Consider the following 18,101-nt stretch of genomic DNA (forward strand, 5'->3'; position numbering starts at 1 on the left):
GCGGCTTCACGGCTGCGGCACCCTTTTCTTTCAGTGAGGACATCGATGCGCCGCTTCGCCCGAGCCCTGCTCGCCACCGCCATGATCGCCGCGCCGGCGCTGGCCGCGCCCGACCTGTCCTATCGCCTGACGGAGGGGCAGAACGTCAACGCGCTGGTGCGCGAGGGCGACGTGGCGGCGCACCTGCTGCTGCGCAACGGCACCGACCCGCGCATCCTGGTCGCCTTTCCCGCGGGCAACAGCGGCGTGGCCGTCTGGTTCGCGTCCCTCGCCACGCCCGCGACCTGGCGGCTGGAGGGCGCGCCCCGCCCCGCCGCGGTGCTCGCGCCCGACGCCGCCCGGCTGAACGGGATCGAGGCGACCGCCACCATCGCCGCGCCGCGGCTGGCGGTGCGGCAGGCGGTACTCTCCAGCGTGCGCTACCTGCGCGACTATCAGTCGGTCAGCCGTTTCCCGAAGGAGGTGGCGACCGATCCGGTGATCGCCGGCGACACGATCACCTGGCACCGCCGGCGGCTGGACGGCGCGCCGGGCTACCTGCTGCGGCTCCGGGTCCTGGAAGGGCGGATCGACCGCGGCGCGATCGTCGCCGCGCCGGGCGGACGCATCCGCCTCGCCATCACCGCCGCGACGGGGGAGGCGCCGCTCCACGGCCTCACCGAGCGCGAGCTGCTGAACGCGCGCGCCGCGGCCGATCCCGCCGCGCGCCAGGCGCTCGGCTTCCTCAGCTATCGCGAGAAGTTCCTCGCCGGATCGTGGCGGTTCGACACCTATTTCGGGCGTGACACGCTGATGTCCGTCCGCCTGCTGATGCCGGTGCTGCGCCCCGCCGCGGTGGAGGCGGGGCTCGCCTCCGTCCTGGCGCGGCTCGACGGCGACGGCGAGGTCGCGCACGAGGAGGGGATCGGCGAGTTCGCCGTGCTCGACAACCGGCAGAACGGCAGAAGCGGCGACGGCGCGACGCTGGACTATGGCATGGTCGACGACGATTACATGCTGGCCCCGGTCGCCGCCGCCTATCTGCTCGACCACGCAGAGGCGGCGGGCGCGCGCCGCTTTCTCGACCGGGCCATGGCCAGCGAGGCGCGGCCGGGCACGCGCGAGACCGCGGGCGCGGCGCTGGTGCGCAACCTGCGCTTCGTCGTGGCATCGGCCCGCGCCTTCGCCGCGGCACCGCGCGCGGCCAATCTGATCGCGCTGCACGACGGCCGCCTGACCGGCCAGTGGCGCGACAGCGAGGAAGGGCTGGGTCGCGGCAAATACGCCTATGACGTCAACGCGGTGCTGGTGCCCGCCGCGCTGGACGCGGGCGCGCGGCTGCTCGCCGCGGGGCTGCTCGACCCCTATCTTGGCGCACAGGACCGTGCCGCGCTGGGCGAGGCGGCGCGGATGGCGGCGACCTGGCGCGAGCACGCGCCCGACCTGTTCCGCGTCAGCACGCCCGCCGCGGAGGCCGCGCCCGCGATCCGGCGCTACGCCCAGACGCTGGGCGTGCCCGCGGCGCCCGCGCTGGCGGCGCTGGGACGCGAGCCGCTGACCTACCACGCCATCGCGCTCGATCCGCGCGGGCGACCGGTGCCCATCGTCAATTCGGACGAGGGCTTCGCGCTGCTCTTCGCCGATCCCGCGCCCGCCGCGCTGGAAACCTACGTGCGCGCGCTCGTCCGCCCCTTCCCGGCCGGGCTGATGACCGACATCGGGCTGCTGGTCGCCAATCCCGCGCTGGCCGACCGGACGGTGCAGGCACGCTTCACGCCCGCGGCCTATCACGGCGCGGTGGTATGGTCGTGGCAGCAGGCGCTGTTCGCCGCGGGGCTGGAGCGGCAACTGGCGCGCGCCGACCTTCCGGCCTCCACCCGCGCCGTGCTGACCGACGCGCAGGCCAAGCTGTGGCGGGCCATCCGTGCCACGCGCGCGACGCAAAGCTCGGAACTGTGGTCCTGGGCGTTTCGCGACGGGCGCTACGTGGTCGTGCCGTTCGGCGCGGGCAAGCAGGACGTGGACGAATCGAACGCGGCGCAGCTGTGGAGCACGGTCTACCTGGCGGTGCAGCCGCCGCGCGCTACGTCGCCGACAGGAACGCCGTCACGGTCAGCCGCCCCGCGGCGGGGTCGGCGCTGAGCGTGTCGGGCCGCGCGATCGCGCCGGAATGGAGCATCGCGCTGCGATAGATGACGGCGCGGTTGAAGCGCGCCTCGACGTGGGCGGTCCGCTCGAACAGCAGCGTATCGTCGTGGACGTAGCCCATCGGTGGCGCGGCGGCGACCTCGCGCGCCAGCACGGCGTGGTAGCCGGGCGCGCGCGCCGCGTCGATCGTCTCGAACCCGGTCGCGCGGTGGCGGAAGAAGGCCGTGCCGTCTCCGCCGCCGGGCGAGAGATAGTGGACCAGCGCGATCCGTCCCGGCTCCACCGCGTCGACGTGGGGCAGCCGCTGCGCCGGGGTCAGCCGGTCGGGCGGCGTCGTCACCAGCGAGAAGCTGGCGTCCAGCACGTCCAGTCCGCCGGTGACGCCCAGCACCTCGCGCATCACCAGCGCGATCACGGCGCGCACCCGCGACAGGTAATCGCCCGGCAACGCGGCGCGCAGCCCGGGATAGTGGCGCCGCGCCGGCTGCCAATCGGCGGCGACGGCAGTGGTGCGGAGCGCGGCGGGATCGGGATGGAAGCCGTCGACGATCGCCACCGGCTGCGCCTCCGCGCCCACCCGGCGGGCGGTGATCCCGGTCACCGGGCGTGTTCCAGGATCGCCGCCAGCGCCTCGTCGTGGCGCGGCAGCGTCGGCGCGGCGCGCGCGATCACCTCGGCCACCTGGCGCACCTGCGCGCGGTTGGTGGCGGCGTCGAGCCCGTCGGCCAGCGGGTTGTAGCCCGCCGCCTCGATCCCCTGCCCGTTCAGCACGGCGAGCCAGCTCGCCTCCCGGAACAATTCGTCCGCGTCCAGCATCAGCCGGCCCGAGCGGCGATACTGCGCCTCGCGTGCGACCAGCGTGTCGGGCAGCGGCATCGTGCGGCAGTGGCGCCACAGCGGGTCCTCGTGGCCCTGGGTCGCGTGATAGTGGAGGATCAGGAAATCCTTGATGCCGTCCATGTCCCTGGCCATCAGCGCGTTGAAGCGGGCGGCGAGGCCAGGATCCATGTCGGCGTCGGGAAACAGCGTCAGCAGCTTCGCGATGCCCGACTGGATCAGGTGGATCGACGTCGATTCCAGCGGTTCGAGGAAGCCCGCCGCCAGGCCGATCGCCACCACGTTGCGCGTCCACGCCGCGCGCCGCGTGCCGGCGACGAAGCGCAGGAAGCGCGGCTCGGCCAGCGCCTCCCCGTCCAGGTTCGCCAGCAGCGTCCCCGCCGCCTCGTCGTCCGAACAGAAGCGGTGGCAATAGACGTAGCCGTTGCCGGTGCGATGCTGCAGCGGGATGCGCCACTGCCACCCGGCGGGGCGGACGGTGGAGCGGGTGTAGGGCGTCGTCTCGGCCACGCGCGCGCTCGGCACCGCGACGGCGCGGTCGCAGGGTAGCCAGTGCGACCAGTCCTCGTAATCCGCGCCCATCTCCCCGCCGATCAGCAGCGCGCGGAAGCCGGAACAGTCGACGAACAGCTCCGCCGCCAGTCGCTCTCCCGCCTCCGTCACCAGCGCGGCGACGCTGCCGTTCGCCGCCCGCTCGACATGGCCGAGCCTGCCCTCCACGCGCACCACGCCGCGCGCCTCCGCCAGCGCGCGCAGGTGGCGGGCGTAGAGCGAGGCGTCGAAGTGATAGGCGTAGCCGAGCGTCGACAGGATCGATCGCGCCTCCCCCTGCGGCCTGGCGAAGCGGTTCTCCGCCGCCAGCCGGGTCGCCAGCGACAGGTCGGCGAGCGCCAGGTCCTCGCCGTCCGCGCGCGCCTTCAGCCAGCGGTGATGGAAGGCGACGCCGGGCAGCGTCGCGCCGTACTGGCCGAACGGATGGAAGTAGCGGTGGCCGGGGCGGCGCCAGCCCACGAACTCGATCCCCAGCTTGAACGTCGCCTTCGTCGCACGCAGGAACTCCGGTTCGTCCAGTCCGATCAGCTCGTTGAACCAGTGGATCGTCGGGATCGTCGCCTCGCCGACGCCCACGGTGCCGATCTCCTCCGATTCCAGCAGCGTGATCGACAGCGCGGGGCCGAAGCTGGCGGCGAGCGCGGCGGCGGTCATCCACCCCGCGGTGCCGCCACCCAGGATCACGACGCGTGTCACCCGTCCGCTGCGATCGTCCACCACGCCGTCCTCCCAATCACGCCGCACGCCTTACGCCAGCGCGCGCGCGGACGCGATGGCATCGTCGCGCGCGAGCGGCTATGCCGTCGCCATGCGCGCCGCGTTCCGCCTGCTGGTGATGGCCTGCCTGGTCTGGTGCGCGATGGGCGTGGCCGAGCCGGTGCAGGCGCATGGCGGGGCGGCGGTGGAGCATGCCGACGCGTTCTCCCCCGCCCAGTCCGACCCCGCCGATGCCGCGGGCGAGGCGCACCACCACCATTGCCCCGTCGCGCCCGACCTGCCGGTCGCGCGCCTGTCCGACCCCGCCGTCGCGGCCGGCGACCCACCGGTCGCGCCGCGCGCGGTCGCGCTCGCCTCCCTGACGCGCGCCCCGCCGCTGCCGCCGCCTTCCGCCTGAGGACGATCGAGCGCGCGCCCGTCCGGCGCGCGCCCCACGTCCTTCAGGTTCAGGAAGCCATCGTCATGTCCGTCCTCTCGTTCGCCCTCCTCGCGGGGGCGCTGTCGGCGCAGGTCGCGCCCACCCCGCCGCCCGCCGCGCCATCCGCCGAACCATCGTCCGACGAACCGGAGATCGTCGTCCAGGCCACCCGCTCGAACCGGCGCCTGGGCGACGAGCCGCTGCGCGTCGAGGTGCTGGACCGCGAGGAGATCGAGGAGAAGATCCTGATGCGCCCCGGCAACGTCGCCATGATGCTGAGCGAGACCAGCGGGCTGCGCGTGCAGGTGACGGCGCCGGCGATCGGCGCCGCCAACATCCGCGTGCAGGGGCTGGACGGCCGCTTCACGCAATTGCTCGCCGACGGTCTGCCGCTGTACGGCGGGCAGGCGAGCTCGCTCGGCCTGTTGCAGATCCCGCCGACGGACCTGGGCCGCGTGGAGGTCATCAAGGGTGCGGTGTCGGCGCTGTACGGCGCGTCGGCGCTGGGCGGCGTCATCAATCTGGTGTCGCGCCGCCCCGGCGCTGCGGCGGAGGCCGAGGCGCTGCTGAACGCCACCTCGCGCGACGGCGCGGACGCCACCGCCTATCTCGCCGCGCCGCTGGGCGGCGGCTTCGGCGTGTCGCTGACCGGCGGATGGCACCGCCAGTCGGTGCAGGACCTGGACGGCGACGGCTGGATCGACATTCCCGGCTACCGGCGCTGGACCGTGCGCCCGCGCCTCTTCTTCGAGCAGGCGGGCGGCGCGCGGGTGTTCGCGACCGGCGGGATCATGGAGGAGACGCGGACCGGCGGGACGCTGGCCGGGCGCATCGTGCCCGACGGCACCGCCTTCGCGCTGCGGCAGCGATCGGTGCGCCGCGACCTGGGCGTGGTCGCCAGCGCGCCGCTCTCCGGCGACCTGACGCTCGGCTTCCGCGCCGCCGGCACGGTGCAGGACCACCGCCACCGCTTCGGTGCGGTGAGCGAGCGGGACCGGCACGACACGCTGTTCGCCGAGGCGTCGCTGGCGGGCGGCGCCGGCGGGACGACGTGGGTGGGCGGCATCGCCTGGCAGCGCGACGACTATCACTCGCGCACCTTTCCCGCGTTCGACTATCGCTACGAGGTGCCGGGCGTGTTCGCGCAGGCGGAGCACGATCTGACGCCCGACGTGACGCTGGCGGGCAGCGCGCGGCTGGACCTGCACAACCGTTTCGACACGCGGCTGAGCCCGCGCCTGTCGCTGCTGTGGAAGCCGGGGCCATGGAAGGTGCGCGCCTCCGCCGGGCGCGGTTTCTACGCGCCGACGCCCTTTGTCGAGGAGATCGAGGCGGCGGGGCTGTCGCGGCTGGAGCCGCTGGACGGACTGGAGGCGGAGACCGCGACCACCGCCACGTTCGACCTCGGCTACGCGCAGGGAGCGTGGGAGGCGAATGCCACGCTGTTCGCTTCCGACCTTCACCGGCCGACCGAGCTGGTCGCCGTGGCGGCGGATCGCGTGCGGCTGGTGAACCTGGCCGGTACCACGCGCATCCGGGGGGTGGAGACGCTGCTGCGCTGGCGGCGCGGGGCGTTCGTCGTCACCGGCAATTACGTCTTCACCGACGCGCACGAGCCCGATCCGGCCGGCGCGGGCCACCGCTGGAAGGCGCTGACGCCGCGCCATACCGCCGGGCTGGTCGCGATGGTCGAGCGCGCGGGCGCGCACCGCATCGGTGCCGAACTCTACTTTACCGGACGCCAGCGCCTGGACGACGACCCGTACCGCACCCGCTCGCGCCCCTATGTCGAGCTCGGGCTGCTGGCGGAGAAGACGCTGGGCGCGGTGACGCTGTTCGTCAACGCGGAGAACATCCTGAATGTGCGGCAGACGCGCTACGACCCGATCCTCCGCCGCCTGCGCGCGCCGGACGGCCGCTGGACCGTCGATGCGTGGGCGCCGACGGAAGGGTTCGTGCTGAACGGCGGGGTGCGGCTGCGGCTCGGCCCGGCGGGCTGAGCCGAACCGGGGGTGCGGCGTGACCGCTTTTCTTCGCCGCGCCGACGCCGCATAGAGACGCCCGGCAATCAAGGGGTTGGTCGTGGATCGCGTATTCGTCACCGGCAGCGCGGGGTTCATCGGCTTCCACCTGTCGCGCCTGCTGCTGGAAGAGGGGCACGCCGTCCACGGCTACGACGGCATGACCGATTACTACGACGTCGCGCTGAAGCGCGACCGGCACGCGCTGCTGCACCGCCACGACGGCTTCGCCGCGACGGAGGCGATGCTGGAGGATGCCGCGGCGCTGGACGCCGCGATCGACGCCTTCGCACCCGACGTCATCGTCCACCTCGCCGCGCAGGCGGGCGTGCGCTACAGCCTGGAGAACCCGCGCGCCTACGTCGAGGCCAATGTCGTGGGCACGTTCAACGTGATGGAGGCGGCGCGGCGCCGCAAGGTGCGGCACCTGCTGATCGCCTCCACCTCCTCCGTCTACGGCGCCAACGAGGAGATGCCGTTTCGCGAGACGGACAAGGCGGACACGCCGCTCACCATCTACGCCGCGACGAAGAAGGCGACGGAGGCGATGAGCCACGCCTACGCGCACCTGCACGACCTGCCGACCACGCTGTTCCGCTTCTTCACCGTCTACGGCCCGTGGGGACGGCCCGACATGGCGCCGATCCTGTTCGCCTCCGCGATCGCCGCCGGGCGCCCGATCAACGTCTTCAATCACGGCGAGATGTACCGCGACTTCACCTACGTCGACGATCTGGTCCGCGCCATCAGGCTGCTGATCGACGTGCCGCCCGTCCGCCCCGCCAGCCCGGCGGAGGTGCCGGCGGGCGATTCGCTCAGCCCCGTGGCGCCGTGGCGGGTCGTGAACATCGGCAATTCGGACAAGGTGCGGCTGACCGACTTCATTGACGCGATCGAGGAGCACATGGAGTTGAAGGCGGTGCGCAACCTGCTGCCGATCCAGCCGGGCGACGTGCCGGCGACCTGGGCGGATGCGACGTTGCTCCAGCGGCTCACCGGCTATCGCCCGCAGACCGGGTTTCGCGACGGCGTCGCCCGCTTCGTCGCGTGGTACCGCGACTATTACGGTCGCTAAGTCGCTGGCGCAGCGCTAGGATCATCGGCGGGGAAAAGGGGAGAGGGGCGGGAATGTTCGAGAGCTTCTGGCAGACGCTGACGGGACTGCTGTCGCCGCACGGCCCTGTCACCGCCGCCGGCGCGACGAGCTACGCGCCGGGCGATTACAGCATCCACTTCTTCCTCCAGCTCGCGATCATCATCCTCACCTGCCGCGTGGTCGGCTGGCTGGGGCAGAAGTTGCTGGCGCAGCCGCAGGTGGTGGGAGAGATGATCGCGGGCGTGGTGCTCGGCCCCTCGCTCCTGGGCCTCGCCTTTCCCGATCTCCAGTCGGCGATCTTCCCCAAGGAGACGAAGAACGTCCTCTACGTCGGCGCGCAGCTGGGCGTGGCGCTGTACATGTTCCTCGTCGGCCTGACGCTGCGGCTCGATCATTTCGAATCGAAGGCGCGCAGCGCGGCGGTGGTATCCGCGTCGGGCGTCATTGCGCCGTTCCTGATCGCAGCGGCGATCACGCCGTTCCTGCTGACCGTGCCGGGGCTGTTCGCGCAGGGGATCGGCACCGGCAGCGCCACCCTGTTCATGGGCGCGTGCATCGCGCTCACCGCCTTTCCCATGCTGGCGCGCATCATCAACGAGCGCGGGCTGGCGAACAGTCCGCTCGGCACGCTGACGCTGACCGCGGGGGCGTTCGACGACGCCGCGTCCTGGTGCGTGCTCGCCGTGGTGCTGGCGACGTTCGGGGGCGGCAGCGGGATCGCGACGGTCGCGATCGGCGGCGCGATCCTGTACGCCGCGTTCCTGACCCTGTTCGGCCGCCGCCTGCTCGCGCCGCTGGGCCGCGCGGTGGAGGCGAAGGGCGAGATGAGCATGACGGTGCTGGCGATCACGCTGGCGCTGTTCGCGCTGTCCGCCTTCATCATGGACGCGATCGGCATCCACGGCATCTTCGGCGGCTTCATCCTGGGCGTCTTCATGCCGCGCGGGCTGTTCGTCGACGAGCTGAAGCGAAAGGTGGAGCCGCTGGCCGTGGTCATGCTGCTGCCGATGTTCTTCACCTATTCGGGGCTCAACACGCGGATGGACATGGTCAATTCGCCCTCGCTGCTGCTGGTCGCGCTGGGCGTGCTGGCGGCGTCGATCGCGGCGAAGTTCGGCGCCTGCTACCTGGCGGCGCGGGCGTGCGGGGAGGACAATCGCACCGCGCTGGGCATCGGCGCGCTGATGAACTCGCGCGGGCTGATGGAACTCATCATCATCAACATCGGCCTGCAGAAGGGCATCATCGGACCCACGCTGTTCTCCATGCTGGTGATGATGGCGATCGTGACGACGATGATGGCCAGTCCGCTGTTCGAGTGGGTGTACGGCCGCCGCGCGCGCGAGACCGGCGAACTCGACGCGCTGCCTACGACTGCGGTGGCCGCGGGGGGGCGGTAGAGCCGCGCACCGCCAGCGACGCGGGCACCACCACGGGTCCGTGCGGCGTCTGGCGCCCGGCGTTCTCGTCGATGATGAGCGCGACGGCACGCGCGGTCACTTCCGCGATCGGCTGCACCACCGCGGTCATCGGCGGGTGAGCGAAGCGCGCGATCGGCGTGTCGTCGAAGCTGACCAGCGACAGGTCGCCCGGCACGCTCAGCCCGCGCGCGCGCGCCAGTTCCAGCGTGGCGAGCGCCATCTGGTCGCTGCTGGCGACGATGGCGGTGACGGGATCGGCCAGCGCCAGCAGCCGCTCCGCCGCCAATCGGCCCGAGGCGTAGCCGAAGTCGCCCGCTGCCAGCAGGTCGCCGGTGGCGAGGCCCGCCGCCGCCATTGCCGCGGTCCAGCCTTCGACACGCCACTGGCTGAGGCCATAGTCCGCGTCGCCCGCGATGAAGCCGATGCGGCGATGGCCCAGCGCGATCAGATGCTCCGTCGCCAGCCGCGCCGCGCCCTCGTCCCCCATCGTCAGCGCGAAGCCCGCGCCGTCCTTCAGCGAGCCGATCCGTGCGAAGCTGATCCCCTGTTCCGCGAGCAGGCCGGTGATGAGCGGGTTGTCCGAGTGCGGCGGCGTCAGCAGCACGCCGTCGGGCTGGAGCGCGGCGATCGCGCCCATCAGTTCGCGCTCGATATGGTCGGAATGCGTATCGACCAGCTCGAAGATCAGCCGATAGCCGTGCTCGGCGCATTTCAGCATCCCGCCCAGCAGCATCTGGTCGACCCAGTCGGTGCCCTGCCGGTTGGTCCAGTCGGCGATGGTGCGGTCGCGGTCGTTGAGCGCGAGGATCAGGTAGGAGCGCGACCCGCCCATCCGCTGCGCCGCGATCGAGGGGACGTAGCCGAGTTTATCGATCGACGCCTGCACCCGCGCCATCATCTCGGGCCGGACGTTCGGCTCCTTGTTGATGACGCGGCTGACCGTCTGCAACGACACGCCCGCGTCCGCCGCGACGTGCCGGATCGTCACCGCCTGCCTGCGCCGCGCCACGATCGTCAGGCCGCCGCGCCGCAATAGTGCGCGACATAGTCGCCGTGCGCGGGGAGGCCCGCGACGGTGGACGCCACGTCGTCGCGCAGGCCGGAAAGGAAGCGCTCCAGTTCCGCCTCGCGCAGCTTCGCCGCCACCGGGTGCCACGCGCGCGGCACGATGCCCTGCCCCATCATCACCTGCACCCAGCTGTTCTCGGCGAACAGTTCCTCGTTGCGGCGGAAGACGCGGCCGGTCTCGCTAAACAGCTCGATCTTCTGCCGCAGCGTATCGGGCACGTCCATCGCCGCGCACTGCCGCCAGAACGGCGAGTCGCGCCGGTAAGTGACGTGATAGTGGAGGACCAGGAAGTCGCGGATCTGCTCCATGTCCTGCATCTGCTGGTCGTTGAACTCCGCGACGTCGCGCGGGCTGATGTCGCGCAGCGGCATCATGCGGATCAGGCGGATCACGGCGCGCTGGATCAGGTGGATGCTGGTCGATTCCAGCGGCTCCATGAACCCGCCGGCAAGGCCGATCGCCACCACGTTGCGATGCCACTGCCGCCGCCGCGCGCCGGCCTTGAAGGACAGATGGTTGGGCTGGGTGAGCACGTCGCCGACGACATCGCCCATCAGCCGCGCCAGCGCCGCCTCGCGCGACAGGTAGCGGCTGCACCACACGATGCCGTTGCCGGTGCGATGCTGGAGCGGGATGCGCCACTGCCATCCCGCATCGTGCGCGGTCGCGCGCGTGAACGGCACCGGCGGGCCGACGTTGGCGGTCTGCACCGCGATCGCACTGTCGCACGGCAGCCAGTGCGTCCAGTCGTCGTAGCCGGCGTGGAGCGCGCCCTCGATCAGCAGCGCGCGGAAGCCGGTGCAGTCGAGGAACAGGTCGCCCGCGATCCGCGCCCCGCTCTCGAGCGTCAGCGCGGCGACGTCGCCGCTCTCGCCGTCCAGCTCGACCGCCGCGATCTTCCCCTCGACCCGGCGTACGCCGTCGCCTTCCGCCATGCGGCGCAGGAAGGCGGCGTAGAGCGAGCTGTCGAGCTGATAGGCGTAGTTGATCCGGTCGCCCGGCAGGTGCGCGAACTTCCCCGCCTCCGCCGCGCGCAGCTCCAGGCAGTAATCGTCGTAGGGCCGGGTGTCGCCCTCTGCGCGGGCGTGCAGCCAAAAATGCTGGAAGCCGGCGGACCAGTGATCCTTGCCGGTCGTGCCGAAGGAGTGGAAGTAGCTGCTGTCGGGTGTCTTCCACCCGTCGAAGCGGATGCCCAGCTTGAACGTCGCCTGGGTGGCGCGCATGAACTCCGCCTCGTCGATGCCGAGCAGGCGGTTGTACGTCACGAGCGGCGGGATGGTGCTCTCGCCGACGCCGACGGTGCCGATCGCCTCCGATTCGACCAGCGTCACCTCCACCGTGCGCCCCATCGTGCGCGCGATGGCGGCGGCGGCCATCCAGCCGGCGGTGCCTCCGCCCGCAACGACGATGCGGCGGAGCAGGGGGCGGCGGATGCGGTGGTCGGTCATCGGCTCAACTGCTGCAGGAGGAAACCGCGGATGCGCGCCGCGCTGTCAGGCGTCAGCGGCGCGAGCACGCTGCGCCCCTCGGCGGGGATGTGCGCGGCCGCCGCCTCGGCGTCGCCGAAGACGTAATGGTCGAACATGGCGCGCCAGTGCGCCTTCTGGTCGTCCGGCAGGTCGCGGATCGCCAGCAGCGCGTGAAGCATCGCGTCCTGCGGCTGCGCCATCCAGCGCGGCGTGTCTCGCCACCAGTAGTTGACGAGGACGTTGAAGGCGTCGCGCCCCTCCACGTGGTGCCACCACAAGGCGGGCACGAACACCGCGTCGCCCGCCTCCAGCTCCGCCACCTGCGCGTGCGCCAGCGCCTCGCGGAAGCGCGGATGGGCGGCGAAGTCGGGATCGTGGAAATCGACCATGGAGATGGTGCGCCCCGCGGGCGTGTTGTCGACCGGGCCGAGGTAGAGGTTCGCGAACTGGTCGCGCGGGAACAGCGTGAAGCGCCGCCGCCCCACGGCCACGCACGCCAGGTTGTCCGGCGTGTCGTTGTGCGCGGCGATGCGGCTCTGCGTGCCGATCCAGATGCTGGCCAGCGCGTCGCGCGCGCCGAGATCGACGTGATTGTCCTCGTGCAGGCGATCGAAGAAGGCGCGGACGTCGACCGAGCCGAGGTAGATCGCGGGGGCGTCCTCCCGCCCCTCGGCGGCGTCGATCTGCGCGAAGATGTCGGCGAGCTTCGCACGCGCCTCGCGAAAGTTCATCCGCATCGCGCCGTCGTAGAACAGCCGCCCGCCGCTCCCCGGCGCCCCGACCGACACCGCGAAGGCGGTGTCCCGCGCGCGCGACAGGAGGTAGGCGCGCGCCTCCCGCGCGGAACGGCGCCCGGCCTGCACCAGCGGCCAGTCGGCGACGAGGCCGCGCACGACGAAGGGCGCGTCCGCCGCGGCGAGATGCCGGTCGAGGTCGCCCGGCGCCACCTCGGCGACCGGCGGCAGGGAGGCGAGCGCGTCAGCCACGCGCCGCCTTCGCGTTCTTGCGCTCCACCAGCCGTCCGATGTTGCCGATCGAGGCGACCGCCATGAACAGCGGCATCAGATGCCCCGCCGCGTGGAGCTCGCCCAAGGCGCTCGCGTCCAGCGCGCGCAGCCGCTCCTCGTCGACGTGGTGGAAGCCGAGCAGGCGGTTGGTGGCGCCGTCGTCGAGCGTGATCTCCAGCGTCAGCGGCTCGATCAGCTGGTGCCGCTGGAGCGCGGCAACGAAGCCGGTGGCGGCGTGATAGCCCTCGTCCAGCGCGCCGAGCCTACGCACCTTCTCCTCGAAGAAGGGCGTCGCGCGGCCGAGTTCGTCGAACATGCGCACGCCCTCTGCACCGCCCGCCGCGCGGGGATGCCCGGGATCGAGATGCACCTGGCCGCCCCCGGCCCCCCGGCCGATCAGGAACGGCGCGATGTCCATCGCCAGCGGCACGTAGCCCGCGTCCCAGCGGTCGCCGGCGAGGAACAGGTTCTCGCCGTTCTCGAAGCCGAGCAGCGCGTAGGCGTCCATGCGGTCGCGTGCAGCGTTCCAGCGGAACAGGATGGGATAGTCGCCCTGCGCGCGGCGGAACTCGTCCGGCGTCAGCAGGCACGCCATCTGCGCATCGCCCCACGCCGCCCCACGCGCGGTGGCGATGCGCAGGTCGCGATGGGTGTCGGCGTTGAGGATCTGGTGCTCGGTCATGGGGCGGTCCGGTCCGGCGAGAGGGCGAGCGCGTCGAGATAGGCGCGATGGGTCGGCAGCGCGGCGGCCAGCACGCGCTCGCGCTCCGCCACCTGCCCCCGCAGCCGGGCCTCGGCCTGCGGGTCGGTGCGCAGCGCGGCGCCGGGGGGCGGCGGAAAGCCCATGCCGTAGAGGACGTGCTGGTAGCTCGCCGCCGGGAACACCTCCTCGCGGTCGGCGAAGTCGGCGTCGGACGGCGGCTGGTGCCGCCAGGCGTCGATCAGCTCGGCGAGCCGCGGCGGCACGGTGGCGGGATTGCGGTGCGCGCGCCAATAAGGCTCCTCGCGCCGGCTGAGGACGTAGTGGAGCTTCAGGAACTCGACGATCCGGTCCCAGCGATAGCGGAACGCGGCATTGAACCGCGCTGCCGCGGGGGCCAGCGCCGCGCGGGTCGGCGGCAGGTTGGCGACCAGATGGTCCAGCGCCAGCTCGATCGTGACGATCGCCGACGCCTCCAGCGGTTCGAGGAACCCGGCGGACAGGCCGATCGCGACGACGTTCCCGTCGAAGAAGCGCGCGCGGTGGCCCGAACGGAAGGCGAGCCGGCGGAACGGCGGCAGCTCGCGTTCCGGCATCGTCCGGCGCAGATGGTCGGTCAGCAGCGCCGCCGCCGCGTCGTCGTCGATGAAGGCGGAGGCGTAGACGCAGCCGACGCCGCGACGCGTCGGCAGGCCGATATCCCATATCCAGCCAGCGCGATGCGCGGTGGCGAGGGTAGTGCTGGCAACTGGCGACGCCGGTTCCACCGGCACCTGCACCGCCAGCGCGCGATCGTTGAACAGCACGTCGGAGCGGTCCACGAACGGCACCGCCATCGCTCCGCCGATCAGCAGCGCGGCATGGCCGGTGCAGTCGAGAAACAGGTCGCCCGCCATCGCCCCGTGCGCGCGGGTGTGCACCGCGGACACCGCCCCGCCCGCGTCGCGCACCACGGTGTCGACATGATCGCACACGTGCCGGACGCCCAGCCGGCGCACCGCGTGGTCGCGCAGCAGCACCGCCAGCTTCGCCGCGTCGAGATGATAGGCGTAGTTGAGCGCGCCCGCATATCCGGGCATCGCGCGCTGCCGCGGGGCCAGCGCGCGCTCGGCGATGCGCGCCTGTACGCCGACCGCGTCGGCGAAGGCGCCGCCCTGCGCCTGCCACGCTGCCACCAGGTCGCGCGGGGCACCCTCGGCCGGGGCGGTGAAGGGGTGGTGGTAGCGGTCGTCCGCCGCGCCGGTGACCCACCCGTCGAAGGTCGACCCCTGCTTGAACGCCGCGTCGCAGGCGAGGAGGAAATCCGCCTCGTCGATCCCGATCGCCGCCAGCGTGCGGCGCATCGTCGGCCACGTGCCCTCGCCCACGCCGATGGTCGGCACGTCGGGACTTTCGACCAGCGTGACCGACAGCGTGGTCGCCGCCGCCAGCCGGCACGCCGCCAGCCACCCCGCCGTGCCGCCGCCGACGATCACGACCTGTTGAAGGGGCTGGCTTGCGTTGTCCGGCATGATCGGCCCGCTGATTATCGGAAGCGCCGGCCGGGCGGAAGCGTCCGCACCGGCCGGCACGCCGTCATCAGAAGCTGAACCGCACCCCGGCCGAGTAGCGGGCGAAGCCGGGCTGGGCGAAGGTCGTGAATTCGTCCGACCGCCGATGCCCGCGACGCCCTTCGCCGGTCAGGTTGATGCCCTCGGCGAACACGGTCAGCCCTTGCCTGAATTCATAGCTGATGCTCGCGTCGAACTGGCCGTAGGCGTCCACGTAGGTGGGGTTGGGATTGCCGCCGGCATAGAATTCCGCGCGCCAGTTATATGCCGCACGCGCCTGGAAGCCGTATTTGTCGAAGAAGAGAACGGCGTTGGCGCTGTCGGACAGACCAGCCAGCGCGAACTGGCCGACGTTCGGATCCAGCGCGTTGTTGAAGCGCGCGTCGCCGTTGACGATCGTGTAGTTCAGGATCGTGCCGAAGCCGGTATCCCAGAAGCTGTGCTGGATCGCGAATTCGAACCCGTCGATCGTCGCGGTCTGATCCGAGTTGAACGGCGTCGACACGCGGAAGTTGACGAAGCCGTCCTCCGGCAAGCCGAGGATGCGCCCCTGGTAGAGGCCGTTGGCGAGCTGCGGCGTCCCGTCCGGATTGCGCAGCACCTCCACCGAGGCGGGATAGTTGCGCAGGATATAGTCGCGGATCAGCGCCACGTTGGTGGTGCCACCCAGTGCCGCCTGCGCCGCGCGGAAGCGCGGGCCGTTGGCGGGGTTGCGCAGCTCGAACGCGCTCTGCTCGATCTCCTGCGAGTTGATGAAGTTGGACACCTTCTTCCGGAAGTATCCGGCAGAGACGTAGCTGTCGCGGCCGTAATACCATTCCGCCGACACGTCGATGTTCTTCGACAGGAACGGCTGCAGGTTGGGATTGCCGCGGTTACCGCCGCCGCCCGCGATGCCGAACTGGCGGTTCAGCGTCAGGCCGCCCTGGAGCGCGTTATAGTCCGCGCGGGTGATCGTGTGGCTGTACGACGCGCGCAGCTTCACGTTCTCCAGCGGCTGGATGTCGACGTCGATCGCCGGCAGCCAGTTCTCGTAGCTGCCCTTGTTCGTCAGGAACGAGCTCTGGCTGGAATAGATGATGTTGAACTCACCCTCCGCGGCCCAGGCCGTGCCCACCGGCACCGGCGTCAGCGACGAGGCGCTGACGGTCGTCTGGTCGTAGCGCACGCCGCCGACGATGTGCGCGTCGCGCCCGAACAGGTCGAACTTGGTGTTCACCTGCACGAACGGCGAGATCGTCTTCTCGACCAGGCGCCGGTCGGTGTCGAAGGTGGCGAGACAGTTGCCGTCGCCGCCGCAGATGCCGAAGCGGCTGTCGAGCAGGTCGACCATGCGCTCGAAATCGAAGCGGTAATAGGCCGGGATGATCCCCGCATTGGCACCCGACACGCCCTTGAACTTGTCGGGCAGCGACACGCGCTCGAACAGGTCGTCGGGCAGGTCCGCGGGCGTGCCGACGCCGCTCCACGTGTCGTTCTGCACGAAACCGTAGGCGGAGCGCACGCGGTTCTCGATGAACGAGAAGCCGAAGTCGAGCGAGTCGAGGAAGTTGCCGTCATGCTCGTACCGGCCCTTCAGCTGGACCTGGTTGATCTCGTCGCGGACGTAGGCGTTGCGGAACGAATTGCCGGTGGCGTTGATGTTCGCCGGGTTGAGCGCGTCGACGCCGGGCCGCATCTGATAGGAGATGACCGGCAGGTCGTTCTCGAAGTTCAGCGTCTGCTCCTGCACGCCGAACACCGCACTGCCGACCGACGTGCTGGTGCCGAAGCGGTTGCTCGGGCGCGACTCGGCGGTGGAGTGATGCGCGTCGAGCGAGACGGTGACGTTGCCGGGCGCCTCCCACGTCAGGTTGCCGCCGAACGACTTGTTCTCCGACAGGTTGGCCGTCAGCGAGCCGCTGTACGACAGGTCCTTGGTCGAATTGGCGCCGAACCGCTCGGTGTAGAAGATCGGGCCGGCGACGGGGCCGTCCGTCCACGCGCTGGACGTGTCGCCGAAGTTGAACCAGACGCCGACGCTGCTGTCGCGCGCCTCGATCTTGTTGCGCGAATAGGTGAAGTCGAACGTGGCGGTCAGCGCGTCGCTCGGCTTGAACTGCAGCACCGCCTGGCCGTTGATGCGCTCGCGGTCGATGTTCGTCAGGTTGTACGCGGCACTCTGCGGTACTTCGTAGACGTCGGTCTGGTCAGGCCGGTTGGTGACGTTCTGCGATCCCGGCGTGCCGTTCTGCGGCAGCGTGCCCCAGTCGTTTTCCGAGCCGAGGAAGGAATTGCCGAAGCCGACCGAGCCGGTGTTCACGCTCGCCTTGCGCCGCTGGTAGATGCCGCTGACCAGGATGCCGACGCGGTCGTCGGCGAAGGTGGTGGAGAAGATGCCCGACACCTCGGGCGTGATCTCCGTCCCCTCGTTGTAGGATTCGTCGTAGACGCCCTTCACCGCCAGGCTGCCCCGCATCCCCGGCTTGTCCAGGGGACGCGGCGTGCGGATGTTGATGGCCGAGCCGATGCCGCCCGACGGCACCGCGGCGCGGCCGGTCTTGTAGACCTCCACCGCGGAGATGCCCTCGGACGCCAGGTTGGCGAAGTCGAACGAGCGCGACGCGGGCGGGCTGGCGCCGTCGCCCAGCGTGGCGGTCGGCATCTGGCGGCCGTTCAGCGTGACGAGATTGTATTCCGGGCCGAAGCCGCGGACGGTGACCAGCTGGCCCTCGCCGTTCTGCCGGTCGATCGACACGCCGGTGATGCGCTGGAGCGACTCGGCGAGGTTGGTGTCGGGAAACTTGCCGATGTCCTCGGCGGAAATCGCGTCGACCACGCCCTGCGAGTTGCGCTTGATGTCCACCGCCTCGCGCAAGCTGGCGCGGATGCCGGTGACGATCAGGTCCTCGCTCGCGTCCTCGGTGGTGGCGGCGCCGTCCTGGATCTCCGACGGCCCGGGGTTGCCGACCGTGGCGGCGGCGTCCTGCGCGGCGGCGGGCGCCGCGATGGCGAGCGCGGAAACGCCCAGCACGAGTTGCGAAACCTTGCGAGCGGTGAAGCCACGCATCCCCATTCCTCCCCTGTCCGGCGCCGTCCCTGTCGCGCCTTCATCGTCGTTGAGAACGTTCACCTGTT

At 71.4% G+C, this 18,101-nt stretch carries 13 protein-coding genes; 5 read left to right on the forward strand and 8 right to left on the reverse strand.

Annotated features, from left to right (window positions below):
* Positions 1 to 45 precede the first annotated feature (45 nt).
* Complete coding sequence (locus HBH26_RS16160) at positions 46 to 2,121, forward strand: hypothetical protein (protein WP_168135674.1); 2,076 nt, start codon at positions 46 to 48, stop codon at positions 2,119 to 2,121.
* Here the strand turns inward: HBH26_RS16160 and HBH26_RS16165 are convergent.
* Complete coding sequence (locus HBH26_RS16165) at positions 2,063 to 2,728, reverse strand: DUF6445 family protein (protein WP_168135675.1); 666 nt, start codon at positions 2,726 to 2,728, stop codon at positions 2,063 to 2,065. The two genes, HBH26_RS16160 and HBH26_RS16165, sit on opposite strands and share 59 nt — an antisense overlap.
* On the reverse strand, positions 2,725 to 4,260 hold the full coding sequence (locus tag HBH26_RS16170; protein WP_338057437.1) for a tryptophan halogenase family protein: 1,536 nt from the start codon (positions 4,258 to 4,260) through the stop codon (positions 2,725 to 2,727). Before HBH26_RS16170 ends, HBH26_RS16165 begins: the two co-directional genes overlap by 4 nt.
* Positions 4,261 to 4,288: 28 nt before the next feature.
* On the opposite strand from HBH26_RS16170, the gene HBH26_RS16175 reads away from it, so the two are divergent.
* The 4 genes from HBH26_RS16175 to HBH26_RS16190 all read left to right on the forward strand — a co-directional run bounded on the left by HBH26_RS16175 (position 4,289) and on the right by HBH26_RS16190 (position 9,168).
* Positions 4,289 to 4,630, forward strand: coding sequence for a hypothetical protein (locus HBH26_RS16175; protein WP_168135676.1), 342 nt, complete (start codon positions 4,289 to 4,291; stop codon positions 4,628 to 4,630).
* A 65-nt stretch (positions 4,631 to 4,695) separates the two neighbouring features.
* A complete protein-coding gene (locus HBH26_RS16180; protein ID WP_168135677.1) occupies positions 4,696 to 6,651 on the forward strand; it encodes a TonB-dependent receptor plug domain-containing protein in 1,956 nt (651 codons plus the stop codon).
* 82 nt (positions 6,652 to 6,733) lie between these two features.
* Positions 6,734 to 7,747 carry an NAD-dependent epimerase/dehydratase family protein gene (locus HBH26_RS16185; RefSeq protein ID WP_168135678.1) on the forward strand — a complete coding sequence of 338 codons (1,014 nt, stop codon included), beginning with the start codon at positions 6,734 to 6,736 and terminating at the stop codon, positions 7,745 to 7,747.
* A gap of 53 nt (positions 7,748 to 7,800) precedes the next feature.
* Positions 7,801 to 9,168 carry a cation:proton antiporter gene (locus HBH26_RS16190; protein WP_168135679.1) on the forward strand — a complete coding sequence of 456 codons (1,368 nt, stop codon included), beginning with the start codon at positions 7,801 to 7,803 and terminating at the stop codon, positions 9,166 to 9,168.
* Here HBH26_RS16190 and HBH26_RS16195 read toward each other — a convergent pair.
* From HBH26_RS16195 to HBH26_RS16220, 6 genes are all read right to left on the reverse strand, one after another.
* Entirely contained in the window at positions 9,137 to 10,198 is a 1,062-nt protein-coding gene (locus HBH26_RS16195) for a substrate-binding domain-containing protein (protein ID WP_168135722.1), read from the reverse strand. The two genes, HBH26_RS16190 and HBH26_RS16195, sit on opposite strands and share 32 nt — an antisense overlap.
* 5 nt (positions 10,199 to 10,203) lie before the next feature.
* Positions 10,204 to 11,706 carry a tryptophan halogenase family protein gene (locus HBH26_RS16200; protein ID WP_168135680.1) on the reverse strand — a complete coding sequence of 501 codons (1,503 nt, stop codon included), beginning with the start codon at positions 11,704 to 11,706 and terminating at the stop codon, positions 10,204 to 10,206.
* Positions 11,703 to 12,713 (reverse strand): cupin-like domain-containing protein, encoded by a 1,011-nt coding sequence (locus tag HBH26_RS16205; protein ID WP_168135681.1) that lies wholly within the window; start codon positions 12,711 to 12,713, stop codon positions 11,703 to 11,705. Before HBH26_RS16205 ends, HBH26_RS16200 begins: the two co-directional genes overlap by 4 nt.
* Positions 12,706 to 13,416 (reverse strand): SapC family protein, encoded by a 711-nt coding sequence (locus tag HBH26_RS16210; protein WP_168135682.1) that lies wholly within the window; start codon positions 13,414 to 13,416, stop codon positions 12,706 to 12,708. Before HBH26_RS16210 ends, HBH26_RS16205 begins: the two co-directional genes overlap by 8 nt.
* On the reverse strand, positions 13,413 to 14,945 hold the full coding sequence (locus tag HBH26_RS16215) for a tryptophan halogenase family protein (protein WP_168135683.1): 1,533 nt from the start codon (positions 14,943 to 14,945) through the stop codon (positions 13,413 to 13,415). Before HBH26_RS16215 ends, HBH26_RS16210 begins: the two co-directional genes overlap by 4 nt.
* A 67-nt stretch (positions 14,946 to 15,012) precedes the next feature.
* Positions 15,013 to 18,033: a TonB-dependent receptor gene (locus tag HBH26_RS16220; RefSeq protein WP_168135684.1), complete on the reverse strand. Its 3,021-nt coding sequence runs from the start codon at positions 18,031 to 18,033 to the stop codon at positions 15,013 to 15,015.
* Between the last annotated feature and the right edge of the window lie 68 nt (positions 18,034 to 18,101).

The sequence above is a fragment of the Sphingomonas corticis genome (genome assembly GCF_012035195.1).
Lineage (GTDB): Bacteria > Pseudomonadota > Alphaproteobacteria > Sphingomonadales > Sphingomonadaceae > Sphingomonas > Sphingomonas corticis.